Here is a 20,885-nt window from a genome sequence, read left to right as displayed (position 1 = left end):
GGGTATTCGCTAGGCTACCGCCACCGGTTTTTCGGCGGGCTGCTCGGCCAGGGCGGCTTTGGTGCTCTCGATGGCCACCTCGATCATGTCGTCGGTGGGTTCCTTGACGGTGAGCATCTGGAACTTGAAGCCTAGCCAGCGGAAGAACCTCGAGAGGGGGTCGTGGTGGGCGGCGGAGTAGCGCAGCACCTCGAAGGAGACCGCGGCTACCACCGGAATCATCAGAAGGCGCGGGAAGATCCAGTACCAGGCCACCGTGAGGGGCGGGAAGAAGCTGTACACGAACACCCCCACCACTGCGGTAAAAGCGATGAAGCTGGTGCCGCAACGCGGGTGGTAGGCCGGCTGGGCCCGCACGTTTTCCACGGTGAGCTCGAGGCCCTTTTCGTGCGCCGCAATAGCCTTGTGTTCGGCCCCGTGGTACATGAAGAAGCGCTGCATGTCCTTCATGCGTCCGATAAACATCAGATAGCCAATCAGGATGGCGGTTTCGAATAGCCCCGCTACCACATAGAACAGGAAACGAAAGCGCTCCTCATCTACTAAAAGACCCGCCAGCCGGGCCGGCAGCCACACGAACAAGGCCAGGCCGATGACCAGCGACACCGCCAGGGTGCCGTACATGGCCGCCCCTGAGACCTTCTCGTCTTCCTCTCCGGCCAGCTCGCCGCTGCGCGAGAGCGACTTGTAAGAGATGCCCATGGCGTCCCAAAGCGCTACCACACCCCGGATGAGCGGCAGCCGGGCCCAGGGGTATTTTTTGGTCAGGGCAACTTCCTCGTGCCGCTCGACATGAATCTGGCCATTGGGTAGCCGTACCGCCAGCGCCCAGGCATCGGCGGCCTTCATCATGACCCCCTCGAGGGCCGCACTGCCCCCTAGCGCTGCTTGATTGAGAAAAAACCCCAGTTTTCGAAAAAGACCTAAACCTTGCGCTAGAAACTTCATCTAAATCATCTTAGCCCATCGGCTCAGCGACACGTCAGAGCGGAATGAGAATGAACGGTTTGGTCTTGTAGACCTCAAGGGCTTCAAAGTTGAACACCGGGTTTTGGGTGCAAGAAGTAGCCTTTCGCACGCAATCCAGGCCACACCGCAAAAGCTGACCCACTGGTCAGCTTTCATGCTTTTTGTGTTATAGTTCGCAAGCTATGGAACTAACACTCAAGTCTGCACGGCGCTTTGTAGACGAGATACCTGTACCGCTGGTGGTGGTGGGGGTATGGGGCGGTGAGTTGAGCGAAGAGGGACATAAACTGAACCAAAAACATCGAAAAATGCTCTCCAAAATGATGGAGGAGCTTTCTTTCAAAGGCGAGTTTGGCGAGACCCTACTGGTTCCACTGGGCCCCCGTCGCAGCGAATCGGAAGGCCCCGGATTCGTCTTGCTGTTTGGCCTGGGCAAAAAGCGAGGTGTTAGTCTCGAAACCGTGCGTAAAGCTGGGGCCAAGCTGGTACAGGCCATCGCCAAACTAGGCTTCAAAGAAGCGGTTACCGAGACCTTCTTATCCGACAAGTTTGGCAAGAAAGAAGCCAGCTATGCGCTGGCCGAAGGGGCTTTGCTGGGGGGGTATAGCTGGCACAAGTACAAAACCAGTAGCTCCGCCAGCAAACGGGGCGAAAAGCTGCGGCTGTGGCTGGCACGTTCCTCGGGGCCTGCGGTGGACCGGGCAGAGATTGTGGCAGAGGCCGTCAACTATGCCCGCGATTTGGTCAACGAGCCCCCCAATGTGCTAAACCCGGAAGAACTGGCCCGGCGCACGCGCGAAATGGCGCAGGAGCTGGGGCTAGGTGTGGAGATTTGGGACGAAGCGCAGATCAAACAAGCGGGTATGGGTGCGTTTTACGGGGTGGCCCAGGGTTCCGCAAATCCACCCCGATTCATCCAACTAACCTACAAACCGCAAGACCCTTCCGGCCGGGTGGTTGCGCTGGTGGGTAAGGGGCTCACCTTCGACACCGGCGGCTACTCGCTCAAACCCTCCGAGAGCCAGATCACCATGAAGTGCGATATGGCCGGTGCGGCGGCGGTTCTGGGGGCCATGCGGGCCATTGCCAAGCTCATGCCCGTGGTGGAGGTGCGGGCCTACGTGGCGGCTGCCGAAAACATGATTTCGGGCAGTGCCTACCGGGTTTCCGATGTGCTTACGAGCCTCTCGGGAAAGACCATCGAGGTTCTCAACACCGATGCAGAAGGACGCCTAACCCTAGCCGATGCCATCACCTATGCCGACCAGCAGGGCGCTGATGCCATTGTGGAGCTGTCCACCCTGACCGGGGCCTGTGTGGTCGCACTGGGAGATAAGGTGGCCGGGCTCTTTGCCAACGATGCACGCTGGGGGCGCGAAGTGCAAGAAGCAGCCGAACGGGCTGGAGAGAAAGTCTGGCCGCTGCCTATGGAAGAGGAATACCTCGAGGCCCTCAAGTCCAATACCGCCGATTTGAAAAACACCCACGGACGCAGCCGCTATGCTGGGGCTATCAATGCCGCACTGTTCTTGGGCGAGTTTACTAAGAAGCCGCTGGTGCACCTGGATATTGCAGGCCCGGCCTACACCGAGAAAAGCCACGATCTGGGGCAGGCGGGCGGCACCGGCTTTGGGGTTCGGACACTGGTCGAACTGGTCGGTCTGTAGAAGCGCTGTAGTGTAACGTCAGTTCGGAGATAGAAAAGCAGAATAAACCTGTGTGGCATGGCAGACTCACGCTAAAGCCTCCCCTACAGCGCAGGGGTGGACTTTACGATGCCGTGAGGCTGATTGACGGGTTTTCAACCTTCGGCTCAGCGGTTTCAGCTTGTTGGATAACTTCGAACTGACGTTACTGGCCAGCCCTGACCCTGAGTACCCCACGGCAAGATTCGCCCCTTTGCGCGTCGCAATAAACAGCGTTTTGCTGTTTGAAACTCATCTGCGCTTCTCACGGAGCCCCAAGATGAGGAAAATTCCTTGGTAAGGCACTTTGCGCAAACGTAGCTCAGGGTTCGAAGGCCCTGGTCGGAACCAGTTGTACATACGCAACCGCTCTAGCCACCGTTGAGAACCCCAGCAAGAGCAGGTACATCGCGGTTTGGAAGGGTATCCAGGTGGATAGGGTAGAGACCAGTACCAGCGATTCCAGGATGGCGATGAGCAAGAGGTGGTTGCCCAGCCCGCCCTGTTGCATCAAGTCCCATCCTTTACGCATGGCATTGGGCCAGACCTGGTCATCGTCCACCATGATCTGGAAGGTGTAAAACCACAGCAGGTTGATGGCAAAAAGCCCCACGAAGCTCAGCACCGAGGCCAAGGCAGCGTCGGGCACGGTGAATGGCAGCCCCACCACGAAAGCCGCCACCGCCGAGGCCACAAAGACAATCCCGGCAGCAATGTTGTGCCCAGTGGTGTTGCCCCACAGCGCTTCGGGCCTCCATTCGCCGGTGCGGGCATAGCGCATCAGGACGGTGTAGACGCCTACTTGCATCGGGCCAGCTAAAAGACCCAGGGTGAAAACGCTGACCAGCAGGGCTTGGATCAGTAACCACACAATCCCCAGCGGATGCTGGGCCAAGAGCCCAAAGCTGCGCGTTAGAACCTGACTAAGCTTAAGCACCGTCCACCCCGTCTCCAATAAACAAATCGCAAAATATCCCAACAATCCAATCATTGCCCTATAACTCATCAAGTCTAACAGAGTTACAGGGTCTTTGGCCGAGTTAGCTCAAGGCTGGCGAACGTTTCTTGGTGCCCTTCCATTGGCTATGAGCAATCGGCAACGTCCAGTAGGAGCATCTTATCGCGGTTCCCTCTATTTTTGCCGCTCGTCCTAGCGGCAAAAAACGAGTTCAGCACAGTTCTTGACTTCTGATACGCATTTCGGTAGTATCGTTCACTACGGCAAGCCTAAACGATACTACCGAAATGCTTTTCTACTCCCTTCGGTCGGCTTGAATCCTTCACCTCTGACTGCGTCCAACGGTGAAGGATTCAAGCGGAAACGGTATGAGGATAACTAGGTTCTTTTCGAGAACCGCTCCAGGCGCTCTGGTAACTTAATTTCCGGGATGGATGGAGCCCCTCGAATATCTGGGAGTTGCTTAGAGTACTTCATTTCGGGAACTTCATTGCACATCAATCTTTAACTCACCAAACCACTTAGCCACGGTGAATGATGTGTTTAGTGCGTACCGGCAAGGCTCTCAGGGCAGCCTTGAGGAAGTCGGGCCTTAGGTTGATTTTGGGTAGATCCTGCAGGGGTACCCAGCGGAACCATAGCTTTTGACCGGCCTCTTGCCCGATCAAGGGTTCTGGGGTGGGCTCGAGGGGGATGTCCAGAGCAAAATACAACCCTACCTCATGAATGGGAGTTCCTTCGAGCTCGAAGAAGTTTTCCGTTACCCACAACATCCGGCCTACTCTCGCTGGCATCTGAAGTTCTTCATAGATTTCTCGCTCGAGGCTCTGGCGGGCCTCCTCGCCCATTTCCACCCGCCCCCCCGGCAGATACCAGAAGTCGCCTGCAGGCTCGTGGCACAGCAAGACCTGCTGGCGCTTGATTACTACCCCACCCACCCGATAGTTGAACCTGGCCCCCTGAAAATCCTGCACAATCACTTCAGAAGTTTACAACCTGGAACTATTTCCAGCCACAAATAGTGCATAAGCTACGTAATTCTGGTATATCTCTGGGGGGGAATTGGCAAATTAGTAATCGCTCGGAAATTGCGCCCAGCACACGACTATTCAAAACCCCGAAGAAATAGTACCTGAATGCAACTAGGTGGCCGTTTGCTTCATGTTGTTTGGCTTCCCCTATGATCAATCCCGCTGCAATTCACTTTTGTGTACCGTGACCCAGCTGCCCTCTTCGGTAATCAAGTCCACGGTTCCGGCCAATGGGTTGAGCTTGGCGACCTTACCGCAGGTGCCCTGGATGCTACAGACTTTGGCATTCTTGCGGGGTAGGTCGGCTAACAACTCCTGATAGTGGTCGTGTTCGTACTGCAAGCAGCACAACAAGCGCCCGCAGGGGCCGGAGATTTTCTCGGGGGAGAGCGGTAGTTGCTGATCGCGGGCCATCTTGATGGAGACCTGGGCAAAGTCTTGCAGCCAGGTGGAGCAACACGACTCCATCCCACAAGCTCCCAGGGTGCCCAGATAAGTTGTCTGGTCGCGGGGGCCCAAGGCAATGAACTCTACTCGAGCCCCCGCCAGTTTGTTCAACTCGTTGACCCAGCGCCGCAGGTCTATGCGCTCCTCGGCGGAGTAGTGAACCGAGATGTGGTTGCCATCCAGGGTGAATTCGCACCCCAGCACCTTGGCCTGGATACCTTCCCGGCGCAGGCGGGCTTTGAGCCACCATTGCACCTCTTGGCCTCGGTTTTTCAGGTTGGCATGGTTGTCCAGGTCTTCCGGGGTAGCGATGCGGATTACCTCTCCCACGGCGTTGCCCAGATGGGGTTCGGTGCGTACTTTGGCGATCTCCAACCCCCGTCCGGTACGCACCACCACCCAGCTACCCACCGGCGGAGCCTGATCGCTAAACTTGTAATCGTATACCTTGGGGCCATGCGCGAATCGCACGCCGACGCACTCCATGAAAACCTCCCAAAAAGGGTCGAATGTCTGCATTCAACCCGGTGAATCGTTCCAGGGTGGACTGCACAGTACTCACAATCCATTCCTAGAGTAAAGCAGAATGGCGCCGTAAAGCTAGAGCCGACCCAGCTTGAGGGCCAGCCAGGTCTGAACCAGGTCTTCGCTCACATAGGCCGAGAGCGCATCCTGGGCCCGGCTGAGGGCCTCGAGGGCCTCCAGGTAAGCGGGGCTTCCGACCCCGAGGGTTTTTCCCAGTTGGCGCCCCAGGTAGGGCAGGGCCTCTTCCATCTCGGTGAGCAGCTTGAGGGCTTCCAGGGTTTGGGCAGGCCCGGCCCGCAAGGCTTCCAGCACACCCTGGGTACGGCTGGTCAGCTTTCCAAACTCGGCGGGGTGCTCGAGCGCCCAGCGTACCCGGCCAGGGGCCCCCTGGGCAAAAGCCAGCACCTCGGGGTCAAGGGTCAGGGTTTGCAGCAGGGCCTCGGGCAGCGGGGTAAAACTCAGCTCGAGGCTCCGGCTAACCAGGGTGGGCAGCACCAGTTCGCGGCTGGGCGCTACTAAAATGAGCCGCGAAAAGGCCGGGGGCTCTTCCAGCACCTTTAGAAGCGCATTGGCAGCGGGTTCACCCAGCCAGTGTGCCCCGTCAATAATCGCGGTTTTGGCCTTGAAGCGGGGGTAGGTGGCGATCCAGTCCAGCAGATTTTGCTCCACCTCGCCCTCGCGGGGGGCAATTTGCTCGAGGCGAATTTGCGGTACGCGGGCTTTGCGGCCGGTCTTGGTCTCGCTTTCCGGGGCAATCTCGAGCAGGTCGGGGTGGGGCTCGAGGCGGCAGGAGCCACACTGCCCGCAGGGCGGAAAACCCCGCTCACAGTTGAGGCCGTAGGCAAACCACCGCGCAACGGTGCGGCGTCCGACCCCCTCCGGGCCGGTGAACAAGAAGGTTTGCGCCCGCAGCTTGGGCAGCAGCTCGAGGATTCTATGGTGGCCGAGAATTTGCATCGTCAAAACGACCTGGGCAATTGGTTGGAAGCTAGATGATTCCTATAGGCTTCGCAGGATTACGCTGGGGCGTTGGGGGTGCTCAGGCCCATCTACTAAGCCACACACCGCTGGGCTCCGGTGTGTGCCGAGCCTCGTACACAGCATACTTCGGAACCCTTTGCGAGCATTGCCCACAACACGCAGGGGAGCGGCTTCAGAGGCGGTATCACTTGCCCAATACCAAGCGCTCGTAGAGCCACATCGGGAACTGCTCGTGGTGCAGGCGGGAGAGCACCTGCTCGAGGTTGTACTTGGCCCGGAAAAACTCCACCGTGTCCTCCTCGGAGTCCCAGATGGCGTAGGCCGCTCCGGTTACGCCGTCCCTGGGCTGGCCGGTGGAGCCGGGGTTGATGATGGCCCTGGCCTTGGGTGCGACGATGAGTTCGCCGCCGTTGGCATAGCGTTGGTAACGTACCCAACGCCCCTGGGGGGTGCTTACATCGGCGGTGGTGGCCTGACCGCGCACGGTGGTGCTTTCCAGACTTAGGTAGCTTCCGGCTAAATGGGTATGTCCGTGGAAAATCCAGCGGTGGCTCACCTTATTGAACACATCCCGGGCTTGTTCCACCTCTTCCAGATAGGCCAGCGGGTCCAGGGGGCTGCCGTGCACCATCAGCGCACCCGCTTCCTCGGCGGTCCAGGGCAACTGGGAGAGGTACTCACGGTTTTCAGGGCTGATGCGCTCGGCTTGCCAGGACAAAATTTCCAGCACCGGCCCTTCAATTTGCATGGCCTTGATCTCCAGCAACCAGATGTCGTGGTTGCCCATCACCCCCTTGGCATTCACCGAGCGCAACCAGTCCAGCACCCGGTTCACATCGGGGTAGTAGCCCACCGCATCGCCCAGGAAGAGCACTTGGTCGTAGCCCCGGGCTTCCTTGAGGACAGCCTCGAGGGCGGGCCAGTTGCCATGAAGATCCGAAACAATCAGGTAGCGCACAGCACTCCCATCATACCCGCCTTCTGTGGAAAAACCTTGTTAAAACCGGTCGAAAAACCCTGCTCATAAGCTTTGCCTTCATGCTAGCAGCCGTACACCTGGCGGTTGGGCCATTTCCAACAAACGTGGGGCAAAATCCAGCCAGTAGCCACTGAACAAGGCCAGCGGATTACTCCCTTAGCCTGAAACGCTGGATCTTCCCGGTGGTGGTGAGGGGTAGTTCGTCCACATAGTGGACTTCTCTGGGATAGGCGTGGTGCCCAACCCGCTTACGCACCTCTTCTTGCAAGGCCTGGGTTAGGGCGGGTGTGCCGGTCTGTCCCTCGCGAAGCTTGACATGGGCCACGATGCGTTGACCCCGCTGGGCATCGGCCACCCCCACCACCGCAACCATCGCAACGGCAGGGTGATGCAGGATGGCTTCCTCCACCTCGAAGGGGCTGATGCGATAGCCGGCTGCCTTGATCAGGTCGTCGGCCCGGGCTTTGAACCACAGATAGCCATCCGGGTCTTTGCTGCCGAGGTCGCCAGTTTTCAAATAGGAACCCAAAAACTTCTGCTGGGTGGCCTCTGGATTTTTCCAGTAACCCAAAAATGTAACCGGATCGGGGGTGTGGAGGGCAATTTCCCCCACTGCTCCTGGAGGCAGGGGCTGGCCGGTTTCGTCTATAATTTCCACACGATGCCCAGGGTATGGTAGGCCCATCGAACCCGGTCGGATGGGGTCTACCTGATAGGAATTGCCCACCAGCAGGTTGGCTTCGGTCTGGCCATAAAACTCGTTGACCGGCAGGCCAAAGTTTTCTTGTACCCAGGCCAGAAGTTCGGCCCCCAGGGGTTCGCCCCCGGAGTGGATGCTTTGCAGGTTGGGTCGGGTTCGAACCCGGCCCAACTGGCGCATGAGCTTGAGGGCCGTAGGGAAGAGGAAGGTGTGGGTTACTCCCTGACTTTGCAATAGGTGCAGGGCTTCCTCGGGGTCGAAACGCTGGGTGCGGTAGGCCACCACGGTATAGCCATAGAACCAAGCACACAGCAGCACGTTGAGCAAGCCTCCAATCCAGGCCCAGTCCGCCGCCGACCAGTAGATGGCTTGATCCGCTGGAAAGTTGCAGAACAGCCGGAAACCAGGGAGATGCCCCAGCAGGGTACGGTGGGGCAGAAGGGCCCCTTTGGGCTTGCCGGTGGTGCCAGAGGTATAGATGATAATAGCCGGATCGTCGGCCTGGGTGGGGTACGGCACAAAATCGGGATGGGCCGCTTGGAGTAAATCTAGAATCTGATCCTGGTAGATCACCCTGGTTTCTGCGGGCAAGTCTGGGTTTAGGGCTTGTAGCGTGGTGCGTTCGGCAATCAAGAAGCGTGCGCCGGAGTGTTCTAGGCGGTATAGGAGTGCATCCTGGCCGAACAACAGCGATAAGGGCAGGGCGATGGCTCCGGCCTTGTAGATAGCAAGGTGGGCCAGGGCCAGCTCGAGCGACTGTCCCATCAGCAGCCCCACCCGGTCGCCGCGCTGCAAGCCCAGGGCTTGGAGTGCATTGGCCAGACGATTGGACTGGGTGTGCAGTTCGGCAAAGGTGGTCTGCCGCCCCAGTTGGGGCTCGATCAGGGCGATACGGTTTGGATGCCGTGCGGCAGCCTTTACCACGGTGGCCTGGGCTATGTTGAACCATGACGGAACCTCCCAGCGGAAGTGCTGGGCAATCACCGCCCTGGGGGCTGGGGCAAACCGTAGGTTGTCCACTAGCGACAAATATACCTGTGAAGGTGGATATTCTGCTATTGTGCAAACCATCATGGGGCATACCGATTGGCTTGAATCCCTACTAGCGGAACGCACCCGAACCTTGGTGGACGAGTTTGGCAGCTTTTATGCCTGGCTCGAGGGTTCGTATGGGGGTGACACCCTGTTGCTCTGGATGAGCAACTCCATGATTGAGGAGGTGCTGCCCCAACTGCCCCAACGCTTTAGGGGGCGGATGGTGTTGGGGTTGGATGTCTCCGAAGACCATGCCGTCCCCTTTGCCAGGGCGCTCTACTGGGCCAACCCCCGCCGGGCGCTGGTGGTGCGTCTGGGGGAAGGTCTGGGCACGGCCTACCCTGGACGCAAGGAGGTGGCCGAGGGCGAGTGGGTACCCTGGGACGACCCGCGTGAGGCCCGGCAGCTCGAGGTGGCATTGCGACCCGAGTTTTCGTACTGCGAATCCAGGGCCTATGCACCTTGGGAATCCCCCGCGCCAGCCCCATTGCCCATTTTCGAAGGACCAAGGGTGGGTGCAGTCGGTTGGGAGCGGGGTATACCCACTTATGGCTTGGGTTTGGTAGGCTTAGATAGAAATCTCGAGACCTTGCTCGGGGCATGGCGGATGCGCTAGCCTGCAGACCGACAAGGCCCCGAGTACCAGTGTTACCTGGGGCCCTGGCCCCTACACTAGGAGGGATAGAGTGCTGTTTGCCATCTTGTTCACCATCGGCTCGATTCTGGTCACCTGGCTTTTGTACCTGGCTTTGCGCCCTCGCGCCCTCGAGGTTGAAAGCGAGGGAGCCGATCTGCGCTACATCGGGATGGCCCTGGTGTTAATTATCCTTACGGCAGCGACGGTTGCCTCCATGCTGATCCTGGGCAAGCTGGGTCAGGCCACGATTAGTTTCTAAACCCCTGCTAAACCCACCGCGGCGCCGGGCCTAAGGTCGGGTCACTTCAGTGATTCACACGGGTGTCGCTGGTTCCCGTTTCTGTGGGTAGGCAACGTTAACACCCGAATCCTACGCTCAGCGCAAAGAAGCCTGGTATCCTGACCAGTCCTAGTCGGGGTTTTCACAAACAACAAGGTATGGGGTGTGAAGGCGTGGCCCATTTTGAAACTGGGCTTAACCTCGAGCATAACGCTGATCTGAACCTTCGCGTGTCCCTCGAGCCCTTAGAATTGATTGAGCATTGGCTTGCACGGCCAAAAGGAAAGGAGTTACATGGCAAACTTGCGTTGGACGCCCCTGCTTGCACTGCTCGGACTGCTGCTAACCGCTTGTCCCTCGACCAACACCCAGGCCAAGGGGCAGCTCGAGGTCACGGTTAATATTCCCACCGGCTCCGGCATTAGCCCCAACGTCTCGGTAACCGGGCCCGGAGGCTTCAACCAAACCATTAGCCAAGATGGGGTCAGGCTATTTGATGGAGCCAATATTGGTGACTACACCATTACCGCCCAGGACGTGACCGCGGGAGGAACTACCTACAACGGCAAAGTATCGGTGGGCTCCACCCCAGGCACCAGTAACACGGCCACTGCCACCGTGACCGCCAATACCAAGATCACCGTTACGGTGGACTACACCCAGGCCCTCAGCGGCCTTCGTGTCAATGTCGGCAATGTTCCGGCCAACACCCAACGGGTGATTGTGCGGGCCAGGGCAGCCGACGGCACCCTCACCGAGGACACCAGCCTCACCGGCAACGGTACGGTGGATCTCAACGTGCCCAACGAGGCCTACAGCGTCAGCGTGCTGGCCGTGGTGGGTACTTCCTCTACCATTGCCTCGAGCCTCTCTAGCTTCTCGGCCAACGCGACTGCTCCAGCCGTGGTAGATGCCAACGCCTTTACAGCCCGCCCGGCCACTGGTCGGCTTTACCTAGCGGGTGTGGGTGCAACCGACACCCCCAGCGGTATTGCCTATGTGAGCGATGCCAGCCTCCAGACCGCCAGCCCCACCGTAACCCAGTCCAGGGCCGATACCGCCGTCCGCGAGGCCATTTTCGACCGCAGCGGCAACCTCTACCAGCTTGTCCGGGGTACCCCTGCCGACAGCATCCAAACCCTCATTACCCGCTTCTCGCCCACCACCGCCAGCACCGTGGCCACCACCCCGGTAGACTTTGTCATCACCAACGGCTATTTCTCCTTTACAGGGGGCTGTACGGGCGGGACCTGCCGCGACCGCAACCTCACCGCCCCAGCCGATATGGCCTTCGATGCCAACGGCAACCTGTGGATGGTAGACCCCACCAGCGTGGCCCGGATTGACACCAACGGCGGCTCGATTCCCTCCACCGCCCCTGCGGGGCGTCTGGTCTGCTACTCCGCAGCCGACATGGCCGCCAAAGCGGGCGCCAGCAACAACACCCTCGACACCCCCGGCATCATCTACTACGGCGCGGCGGTGGCGGGCGCGACCAGCCTGGCCTTCGACCGCAGCGGCAACCTGTGGATTGGCGCCTCCGTCACCACCCCCAGTGCGGCCCGCCGCCTGACCCGCATTGCCAGCAGCAGCCTGAGTTGCCCCAACCTCAACCCCACTACCCAAACACCCCTAACCCAAGAGCTGGTCTCTGGTGAACGCAACTACACCGTTACGGCTACCATTGGCGAGCCCACCGACCTGGCCCTCGACCCCTCTGGTAACTCCCTGTGGGTTGCCAACCGCACCGGCAACAATCTGATCGAAGTAGATGCCAGCAGCGGCGCCAGCGCCACCACTCCCAGCTTTTTGAAGACCGTAACCGTTACCGGCCAGGCCAGCCTGGCCCCCACCAGCCTGGCTTTCGATGCCAGGGGGCGCTTGTGGGTCTCGGGGGGTAGCACGGTATTTGCCCTCAATGCCATCTCCGGTTCGGGGGCAGTCTCGACCACAGTGGAAAAGAGCTTCACCGCGGCTTTCCCCGTTACCAGCCTGGCCTTCAATCTGGGCGATGCCAACACCCCCCCCTTCTTGCGATAACCTACAGGTTCAAATACCAGCTTTGCGTGTGAGAGGTGCGTTTAGCGCCTCTCATATGACTTTGATGCTGTCAGGGACTGGCCAGTGGCTCCCTGCGTTTTTAGGGTCAGACTTAACGGCCGATATACTCAATTTACCGTTAAGAACGCAGCCCCCACGGGGTTCGTGTGCCCTCGAGGCATGGGTCATCTCCTTTGATGGTTGCCAATACATTGTCCAAAACGCAATTTCTAGACACCTTGGGTTATGAGAGCCCGCAGGGTGCTTCGTTACAAAAGTCGTTATTGGAAGGTTGCCGGTTGCAGAGGTTGTCTAAATCAGGTTATGAAGAGCAATTACGGCCCAATCCCATCGCAAAAACCCCTATAACGCAGCGATTACGCCCTAAAGCCTACCCTCTGCTTCAGGAGGATACATATGCGATTGAAGCGATCAGTTTGGTTTCTGACTGCGGGTGCGTTGTCGCTGATTTTGACCGCTTGCCCTGGGCCTGCTGCCACCAAGGGCATTCTCGAGATCACCGTCAATGCCCCCAGCGGCGTGACCCCCAACGTTAGGGTAACCGGCCCCGGCACCGACTCCACCATCAATACCACTGGCCCGACCGAGTTCAAAGACAAAGACCCTGGCGACTACACGGTTGAAGTGAATAAAGTAGTCGCAAATGGAATTGGCTACAACGGAACCGGTGCCACCCTAAAGGTGGAAGCGGGCAAAAAGTCAACCTTTAACGTGGACTATGCAGCCATCAGTGGCAAAATCCAGGTCAACATCAACACCACCGGCCTGCCCGCAACCCTAACCCCCAGTGTAACCATTAGCAAAAACAGCACACCGGTGGGCACACCGCTCTCGGCTTCGGGCACCTACGAAGATGTCGCGCCCGACACCTATACTATTTCGGTTCCCAGTCTGACCGAGGGCAACTCAACCTACGCCAGTGCTGTGGACGGCACCACTGTAACGGTTAATGCCGGCGAAGAAGCGGTGGTTGATGTGAGCTTTACCCTCAACCCTGGCACGGCTACCATTACCATTGCGGGCATTTTGAGCGGGCCCACAGCGGCTCCCGTTAACGTTAGCCTGACCCCCAGCGGTGGCTCGGCTATCACCCAGCAGTTTAGCAACAACGGCTCAGTCACCTTTAGCAACCTGGCCCCTGGCTCCTACACCCTGGCTGCCCAGCCAGCTACCGTGGGCAGCGGTGCCTCGGCCCAAGACTTTGCCGCCAGCCTCTCCAAAACCACCCTCAACATTGCCTCCGGCGGTACCGATACCGCGACCGTCACCTACAGCCGCCCAACTGTTACAGTTAACCTTACCGGTTTACCTGCGGCCCCCGCGACGGCCAACACGGTGATTGCCCTCACCGGCGGCCCCGCCACCGTCGCCCCCACCACCATCACCGGAACGGCCCGTAGCGCCACCATTACCGTGCCGCGCTTCGGAACCTATACCGCCACTGCCACCTCCATCGTGGCCGGCACCACCGTAGATAGCTATTTCTTTAGCACAGCGGGTGTAACGGCTTCCCCTTCATCCACCACGCCTGCCGCTACCGCGCCGAACCTGCCCCTGACTCCCCGTGGCGAGACTGGCAAAATGTTCATCACAGGCAACGGCACCTTCCTGCCAAATGGCTTGAACGCTATCTACAGCCTGGCCGATACCTCGATTGCCACGGGCGCAACGCTCACCAACTTCCTGCCCACAGCCGGTACATCGTCTACCGAAGGCTACTTCAAAACGGTATTCGACCGCGAGGGCAACGCCTACGTGATTTACCAGAACTTTAGCGGTAGTAACGCAGCTCGCATTTTGCGCATTAGCGAGGCCAACCTGCGGGCCGGTAGCCTAACAGCAGGGGCGGCTGGAAATAAGGAGATCGTTGGAACGGCCATCGGGGTTCCAAGTGGTCAGGGCGGTAACGAAGAAGTAGAGCCCTCCGATATCGCCTTCGACAGCAACGGCAATATGTGGATTGCCAATGACAACGGCAGCGCCATTGTCTGTGTCTCCAACGCCCAGTTGAATGCTGCTGGCAGCACCATTACCAGCTTTAACCAGGCCCTCATCGTGCCCACCAGCTTTACGGGAGAACTGGCCCGTACCTACACCTTCGTGCGGGCGCTGGCCTTCGACCGCGATGGCAACCTCTGGTTTACCTCCGACGACACCGTGGCCTCCGACCCCGACCGCCGTGCGCGGCTCTCGCGCATCAATGCCGCCAACCTGACCTGCTCGGGCGGGGTGCAGCGCGTTGCGCCGGATGTGCTCCTGAACATCAGCAATGTGGGAGGTGCGGGGGGCCCCATCATCAAACCTGCGGGCCTGGCCCTTTCGCCCGATGGCAACTCGCTCTGGGTGGCCGACTACGGCGGGAGCAGTGCGCGGTACAAGTGCATCACCCCTACCCCCCCGCCCACCACCCCCGACCCCGACTGCCCTACTGGACAAGTTAAGGAGTCTGCCCCCGTATTTGTAGATGCCAACGCCGATCAGGAGAGCGTCATCCAGATTAATATCGCCGGAATTACCACCGGAGCCACCCTGCGGAATGCTTTCACGGAAACGGGCCGTTTGCTGGACCGCATCACCATCCCGGCGGGCACGGGTACCGACCGTGGTTTGCAGCAGCCCTTCCATATGGCCTTCGATAAGCAGGGCCGCCTGTGGCTGGCCACCAACAACAACGTGATTGTGACTTCGGGGGACACCACTCCGCCCTGTGGGTTTACCGCACCTGGAGCGGGCGAAAGCGTGGTCTGCTTGCCGGGTACGGCTCTGACGGACCGCCGCGGCAAGGTCTATGGTCTGACCATTGGGTCGCGCGGCGGCTCCGACCCGGCCCTGCCCTTTGCTCGCGATGTGACCCCGGCGGTGCGGATTAGCGCGGCAACGGACGGGGTGGGCTTTACCGGTGTGGCCTTCAACATCGCGCCCCTCAATGCCCCCATGTACGTGCGGCCCAACCAGTAAACCTTTCAACCCACCTGGCCCCTCGCAAAGCGCGAGGGGTTTTTGTGGTGTGAGGTTCTGCGTTACAAAAACCGTTATGCAAGCGCGGATTGGGCAAAGGGCGGGCGCAAGGTGGGTTATGGATTGGAAAATAGGCTGTCGGAAACTGAAAAAAACCTATAACGCAGGCTTTACGCCGGTTTGTCTAGCCTGTCGGGGTGCGGCCTTTTTCTGCTTTGAGTCGTCTTGTTGGCTATTTGGGCGCATTTGGATTGCTTTCACTGGCACTTTTTGGCTGTACCCCTGCGCCCACCAAGGGGGTGCTCGAGCTTGAAATCCTAGCCCCTGCTGCCCTTAGCCCCGACGTGCGGGTTAGCGGCCCCGACTTTAGCCGCAGTTTTACGGCCCCTGGCCCGGCCCGCCTGCCCGACCTACCCCCCGGCACCTATAGCATTACCGCCAACGCCCTTGCGTTTGAGGGCGGTTATACCTACCGGGCCCGGATTGTGGTGGACGGTCAGTTGGCTTCAGCCTCGTCCGCTGCCAACACCAACGCCAACAGCCTGCTGATAGCGGGCAAGACCAGCCGGGTGTTGGTCGAATATGCCGTAGCTACCGGCAAACTGAACCTTAGTCTCTCGGTTTTGCCGCCAGTGGGGGGTTTTACCCCGCGGGTGCGGGTGGAGGGTAGCCAGGGGTGGGTGCAGGAGGTGGAGGAGAGCACAGTGCTGGACCTCGAGCCCGACACCTATACCCTCACGCCGCTGGCAGCCCCGCCCGGCTACAGCCTCGCCCAGTCGGCCCAGCGTGTGGAGGTGGTGGCGGGCCAGGAGGTGGGCGCAAGCGTGAGCTACGCCCAGGGTTTTGGCAACCTGAGCGTAAACATTACCCCCCCCAGCGGCGTGGAAGGCTTTGCGCCGGGCATGGTGGTGCGGCGGCCCGACGGGAGTGTGCTGGAAACCCTCAACCAGAGCAAGTCCTACACCCAGCTTCCGGCAGGAAGGTACACCCTGAGCGCCGCCAACGTGAGCGCCGCCGGTGTCATCTGGCAGCCCACCGCCACCGACTCGAGCGTGGAGGTGCCCATCGGTGGTTCGGTGAGCAGCAGTCTGGGCTACACCGCCACCAATGCCGCCCTCACCGTAAACCTGTCGGGCCTGGGTGCCAACGACACTGCCACCGTGACCCTGCAACCTGGCAACCAGACCCGTACCCGCACCGGCAACGGGCCGGTGCGCTTCGAGGGGCTGGCCTTTGGCAGTTATAGCGTTGCGGCCGGCGCGGTGCGGCCTGGTAGCTGGGCCGACCGCTATTTTGCAGGAGGCCAAGCGAATGTGCAGGCCAGCCCCGCAAACCCTATGCCCAGCGCCAACCTCTCGAGCTGGACCGAGCGGGCCGGAACCGGGCGCATCTGGGTGGCGGGGAACGGGCAGTTTAGCAACGGGGGCCGGGGGAGTACCGGCACCGGCGAACTCAATGCGGCCTACTGGCTGGCCGATGGCTCGAGCAGTTTCAACCCGTTCATCGCGCCCACAACGGCGCATGCGCCCTTCCGCATCGCCTTCGACCGTGAGGGAAACCTGTATGTGCTGTACCAGTACCTGAGCGCCTCGAGCCCCGCCCGCATCGTGCGGATTAGCGAGGCCAACCTGCGCAACAACCAGCTCTCCGAGACCGCGCCCGGCAATACCCGCATCGAGGGCAGCGTTTGGGGCTGGCCCGCAGAGGTTACGCCCGGCCCCAACATGGTGGTGAGCGGCAACGAACCCGCCGACCTGGCCTTCGATGCCAACGGCAACCTGTGGGTGGTCAACGACTACCTGGGCCTCTTGGCCTGTGTGCAGGCCAGCGAGCTGCGGGCGGCTCCCCCCAGCATCGCCAGAGCCGGTAGCCGCATCTGGGGGCCGGGAACGGGGTTGTACAGCTATGTGCTGAACACCCCCGGTCAGAATGCCGACCAACGCCCGTTCCTGATACCCCACGCGCTGGTGTTCGACCCCGCAGGCCATCTGTGGTTTTCCTCGGGGGGCTACCAGGGGCCCCGTTCGGGCGAGACTTCCCCGGTCAAGCGGTCGTACCTCAACCGCCTCAATGCCAGTCGGATTTCCTACGATGCCAACGGCGACTGCAACGGTGGCAATGAAAGCCTGAGCGAGTCCAACCTGAGCACCTGGGTGGATATTCGGCTGGACATCAGCCAGGCCAGTGCGAGCGACGGCTACGGAGCCATCGTCAAGCCGGTTACGGTGGCCCTGGAACCGGGTGGCGGAGCGATCTGGGTTGGCGATTTTGGGGGTAACTCGGGGGGCAGTGGCGACCTCTACCGCGACGCCAACGCCACCCCCGAGACGTTGCTGCGGGTTCCGCTGGCGGGCTCCAACCTGACCCCCGGCGCCTGGTGGCGGACTGCGGTGGTGAGCCACCGCCTGACTATCGGCCCTGGGGCTGGGCAGGACAGGGGCTTGCAACAGGCCTTTGGACTGGCCTTCGACCGGGCCGGGTATCTGTGGGTAGCCTCCAACAACAATGTGGAAATTTTGCCCACCGATACCGGCGCAGCAGCCCTGGGCCTGACCGACCGGCGCGGCAAGCTCTACCGCCTGGATGTGCGGGGGTATGTGGGTAGCAACGATACCTATACCGGTTCCAACACCCTCAACCTCCGGGGCACGGGGCTCGAGCGCACTTTGAGCGTGGGGGATGTGGGGGTGGGCCTGATTGGGGTCGCCGTCCACCTGCCCCACCCGAGCAGTCTGCCCAACGTACACCCGTAAAATTAAGGCCCGAGGGGTAAACCTGAAACCCAAGAAAAGCAGACCAGGACGGAGATTGTTCGGTGTACAAAACGTTACGATATTCGTTACTGATGATGCACCGGAAATTATCATGCTATTTTTGGCTCAAGATGTGTAAGCGCCGTGCTGCACGCAATAATCAGAAGCATTCCGGTTGGGCTATCTGGGTAGGTGGGGTGTTGGGCCTCCTGGTGCTCGCCCTTGCGGGCTGCACGCCCCAGACCCCTGCCAAAGGAACCCTGGAGGTGCTGGTCGGGGCGCCTCCGGGGGTGAACCTGAGCCCCAACCTGAGTGTGGTGGGCCCGGATGGCACCACTTCCATCACCACCCTGGGCAAGACCACGCTCACCAACCTGACCCCGGGTGAATACACCCTCGAGCCCGGCGAGGTGATTGCAGAAAATGGCTACAGCTACCGGGCGGGCTCGAGCAAGGTTGTAGTGGAAGCAGGCGCGACAGTGCTTGCCAACGTCAACTATCAAGCCTCTACCGGCAAGCTCAGTGTCAACGTTACCGTCAACCCAGGGGTGGCTGGATTCGTACCCAGTGTCGAAGTCCGCAATGCCTCCAATGTCCCTGTTGCCAGCGTGAATGCCGTGGGTGTCAGTACCCTCAACCTACCTCCGGGGGCCTACACCATAGCAGCGGGAACACCGCCTTCCAACTACCGGGTCAATCAGGCGACCCAGTCGGTGGTAGTAACCGCTGGACAGGAAAGAACGGTTAACATAGCTTTTGGTCTGGGCTTTGGAACCATCGCGGTGACGGTACAGGGGCCCCCGGGTATCTCTGGCTTTGTGCCCGACGTAAACGTGACTGGCCCCGGCGGTACAACCGCCATCAACACCGCCGGCCAGACCACCCTCACCAATCAGGTGGTGGGGTTGTATACGGTCTCGGCCAGCAATGTGGGCCCCATCAACGGCGTCACCTACCGGCCCACCATCACCGTTAGCCCGGCAGCGGCCAATCCCTTCACCCTCGACAACGAGGCCACCCAGAACGTGAGCATCGGCTATGTGGCCACAGGTGCTTCGGTGGCGGTGACGTTGCAGAACCTGGCTGCGAGCGACAGCCTCACCCTTACGCTGCGCGCTGGCTCGGCCTCTGGCCCGGTGATTGGAACCCGCACGGTCACATCCAGCTCCCCCCAACCCATCCGCTTCGACAACCTGCCCTTTACTTCCATCCACGCCAGCGCCACTGGGGTGCGGCGCGGAACCTATCTGGATTCCTACTTGATCTCCGATGCCCCCTCGGTTACCACCACGACGGACAATCCCAGTGCTTCAGTAACCGTAACTCTATCGGTACGTCCGTTCAGTGGTCACTTCTTTGTGGGGGGTAATGGCTCGCTCAATAACTCGGGTTGGACCATCAGTGCATCGGGTGGGCCACCCTACGATATTCCGGGGCTGGTGCGCGATGCCGATGCGGCTTGGGCTGCTGCCGATGCGAACTTCTCCAGTGGCATACTGCCCTCACCAAGAAATCTGACTACCAGCTCCCCCACCGCAAACTTTTTGCGCGGTGCCGGGGTGTATGGCATGGAGTTTGACTCCGGTGGCAATCTGTATGTGATATACCAATTTGTGAGCGCGGGCAATGGCAACCGTATTGTGCGGGTGGGGCGCGAGAATTTAGAAGAGAACCGCTGGGCGGAAGGCAGCAACTCTGGAAGTGTTTCTTACACCAACTACGTAGTTGACAACAGCGTAATCCAGAACAACGCCAGCGGCTCCCGCGTGACCGACCTTGCTTTCGACTCCGAAGGCAACCTGTGGTTTGTTAACGAGCCAGGCGGCGTCATCAATTGCATTAACCGCGCTCAGTTCTCTGGGTCAAACGCCAGCATCAGTAGACCTGCCAGTGTGCTCGATGCTGCTGGAGCAAACCTTCGGAATCCGCGGGCCATCGCTTTCGACAGTGCTGGCAATCTCTGGGTAACTGGAGGTACTTTCCCCGGAATACCGCCCTACCTGGCTCGCATTCCTGCTACTCAAATGACCTGCCCAAGCACTCCTCTGACCCCATTAAATCCCCCAGGTGGCCCAGCCTACCCCACCTATGCAGTCACACGCATTACGCCGGACATCCGTTTGCGCATCAACCCCCTCAGCGGTCAGCCCGGTGGCCCAATCTATGCGCCTACCGGTATGGCCCTCTCGCCCGATGGCCAGTCCCTCTGGATTGCGGACTATGGCGCAGGGAGTGACAGCTATAGCTCCGCCTCCACCTGTAACCCACCCAGCTCGGGTGGCGGAAGCATCACCATCAGCGCCTCCCGTGAGAGCGTCATCAAAGTGCCCCTCAGCGGCAATAACGCGGATATTGGTGAACGGGATGCCTACATCATCGCTCGCATTACGGTTGGATCTGAAACGGTGTCTGCACCGGGTGAACAAGACCGCGGTATGCAGCAAGCAACCTCGTTGGCCTTCGACAGCCGGGGCAACCTGTGGGTGGCTACCAACAACAACGTGGAAATTGACCCAGCCCGTTCATGCTTCGCTTCAACGGGTATCTCGGAAGAGTCAATCGGTGCAGGGCCTATTTCACGCTTGCAAACAGATCGCCGGGGCAAGATTTACATTTTTGAACCCTCTTCCTTGGTGGATACCAACAACACCTTGCTCACCCCGCGGGTTCCGAGGGTCACACTCAGCTCTCCCACGCCAGGAGTTGGTTTTACCGGCCTTGCCCTCAACATTCCACCCATCGCCCCCTAATGTGTAATACCTTCGTGTGCTACCTGCAGTCTACCCTTCCACCCCCGCCATCCTGAGCAGAAGACGGCTGCGGATGAGGTTGTGCACCAGCAGAATCAGGTTCACCCGCGCCAGGAAACCTGCAAACGACCGGGCC

General features: G+C 60.0%; 14 protein-coding genes. 7 read left to right on the top strand and 7 right to left on the bottom strand.

Going from position 1 to position 20,885, the window contains the following annotated elements:
- Positions 1-9: 9 nt before the first annotated feature.
- A complete protein-coding gene (locus WKI89_RS15755; protein ID WP_337871220.1) occupies positions 10-948 on the bottom strand; it encodes a DUF1385 domain-containing protein in 939 nt (312 codons plus the stop codon).
- Between the two features lie 203 nt (positions 949-1,151).
- Between WKI89_RS15755 and WKI89_RS15750 the strand changes: the two genes are divergently transcribed.
- Positions 1,152-2,636: a leucyl aminopeptidase gene (locus WKI89_RS15750; protein WP_337871219.1), complete on the top strand. Its 1,485-nt coding sequence runs from the start codon at positions 1,152-1,154 to the stop codon at positions 2,634-2,636.
- A gap of 340 nt (positions 2,637-2,976) precedes the next feature.
- On the opposite strand, the gene WKI89_RS15745 is transcribed toward WKI89_RS15750, so the two are convergent.
- From WKI89_RS15745 to WKI89_RS15720, 6 genes are all read right to left on the bottom strand, one after another.
- The gene (locus WKI89_RS15745) at positions 2,977-3,591 is read right to left on the bottom strand and encodes a hypothetical protein (protein ID WP_337871218.1); all 615 of its coding nucleotides are present in this window, start codon (positions 3,589-3,591) and stop codon (positions 2,977-2,979) included.
- A gap of 542 nt (positions 3,592-4,133) precedes the next feature.
- The gene (locus tag WKI89_RS15740) at positions 4,134-4,592 is read right to left on the bottom strand and encodes an NUDIX domain-containing protein (protein WP_337871216.1); all 459 of its coding nucleotides are present in this window, start codon (positions 4,590-4,592) and stop codon (positions 4,134-4,136) included.
- 204 nt (positions 4,593-4,796) lie between these two features.
- Positions 4,797-5,576, bottom strand: a complete 780-nt coding sequence (ricT, locus tag WKI89_RS15735) for a regulatory iron-sulfur-containing complex subunit RicT (protein ID WP_337871214.1) — start codon at positions 5,574-5,576, stop codon at positions 4,797-4,799.
- Positions 5,577-5,690: 114 nt separating this feature from the next.
- On the bottom strand, positions 5,691-6,572 hold the full coding sequence (locus WKI89_RS15730) for a hypothetical protein (protein WP_337871212.1): 882 nt from the start codon (positions 6,570-6,572) through the stop codon (positions 5,691-5,693).
- Between the two features lie 208 nt (positions 6,573-6,780).
- Positions 6,781-7,554, bottom strand: a complete 774-nt coding sequence (locus WKI89_RS15725; protein WP_337871210.1) for a metallophosphoesterase family protein — start codon at positions 7,552-7,554, stop codon at positions 6,781-6,783.
- 169 nt (positions 7,555-7,723) lie between these two features.
- On the bottom strand, positions 7,724-9,295 hold the full coding sequence (locus tag WKI89_RS15720; protein ID WP_337871209.1) for an AMP-binding protein: 1,572 nt from the start codon (positions 9,293-9,295) through the stop codon (positions 7,724-7,726).
- 40 nt (positions 9,296-9,335) lie between these two features.
- Between WKI89_RS15720 and WKI89_RS15715 the strand changes: the two genes are divergently transcribed.
- The 6 genes from WKI89_RS15715 to WKI89_RS15690 all read left to right on the top strand — a co-directional run bounded on the left by WKI89_RS15715 (position 9,336) and on the right by WKI89_RS15690 (position 20,749).
- Positions 9,336-9,926 (top strand): hypothetical protein, encoded by a 591-nt coding sequence (locus tag WKI89_RS15715; protein ID WP_337871207.1) that lies wholly within the window; start codon positions 9,336-9,338, stop codon positions 9,924-9,926.
- 70 nt (positions 9,927-9,996) lie between these two features.
- A complete protein-coding gene (locus WKI89_RS15710; protein WP_337871205.1) occupies positions 9,997-10,206 on the top strand; it encodes a hypothetical protein in 210 nt (69 codons plus the stop codon).
- A 315-nt stretch (positions 10,207-10,521) separates the two neighbouring features.
- Positions 10,522-12,267, top strand: coding sequence for a hypothetical protein (locus tag WKI89_RS15705; protein ID WP_337871203.1), 1,746 nt, complete (start codon positions 10,522-10,524; stop codon positions 12,265-12,267).
- 417 nt (positions 12,268-12,684) lie between these two features.
- Positions 12,685-15,246: a hypothetical protein gene (locus WKI89_RS15700; RefSeq protein ID WP_337871202.1), complete on the top strand. Its 2,562-nt coding sequence runs from the start codon at positions 12,685-12,687 to the stop codon at positions 15,244-15,246.
- Between the two features lie 215 nt (positions 15,247-15,461).
- Positions 15,462-17,999, top strand: a complete 2,538-nt coding sequence (locus WKI89_RS15695) for a hypothetical protein (protein WP_337871201.1) — start codon at positions 15,462-15,464, stop codon at positions 17,997-17,999.
- A 197-nt stretch (positions 18,000-18,196) separates the two neighbouring features.
- Complete coding sequence (locus WKI89_RS15690) at positions 18,197-20,749, top strand: two-component regulator propeller domain-containing protein (RefSeq protein ID WP_337871199.1); 2,553 nt, start codon at positions 18,197-18,199, stop codon at positions 20,747-20,749.
- The last annotated feature ends 136 nt before the right edge of the window (positions 20,750-20,885 follow it).

It is taken from the genome of Meiothermus sp., assembly GCF_037443965.1.
Taxonomy (GTDB): domain Bacteria; phylum Deinococcota; class Deinococci; order Deinococcales; family Thermaceae; genus Meiothermus.
This window is presented reverse-complemented; position numbering and strand designations above follow the sequence as displayed.

Excerpts from the sequence above, each read along its gene's own strand:
- WKI89_RS15730 (WP_337871212.1), bottom strand. The coding sequence starts at position 6,572 with ATGCAAATTCTCGGCCACCATAGAATCCTCGAGCTGCTGCCCAAGCTG.
- ricT (WP_337871214.1), bottom strand. The coding sequence starts at position 5,576 with ATGGAGTGCGTCGGCGTGCGATTCGCGCATGGCCCCAAGGTATACGAT.
- WKI89_RS15705 (WP_337871203.1), top strand. The coding sequence starts at position 10,522 with ATGGCAAACTTGCGTTGGACGCCCCTGCTTGCACTGCTCGGACTGCTG.
- WKI89_RS15750 (WP_337871219.1), top strand. The coding sequence starts at position 1,152 with ATGGAACTAACACTCAAGTCTGCACGGCGCTTTGTAGACGAGATACCT.
- WKI89_RS15700 (WP_337871202.1), top strand. The coding sequence starts at position 12,685 with ATGCGATTGAAGCGATCAGTTTGGTTTCTGACTGCGGGTGCGTTGTCG.
- WKI89_RS15755 (WP_337871220.1), bottom strand. The coding sequence starts at position 948 with ATGAAGTTTCTAGCGCAAGGTTTAGGTCTTTTTCGAAAACTGGGGTTT.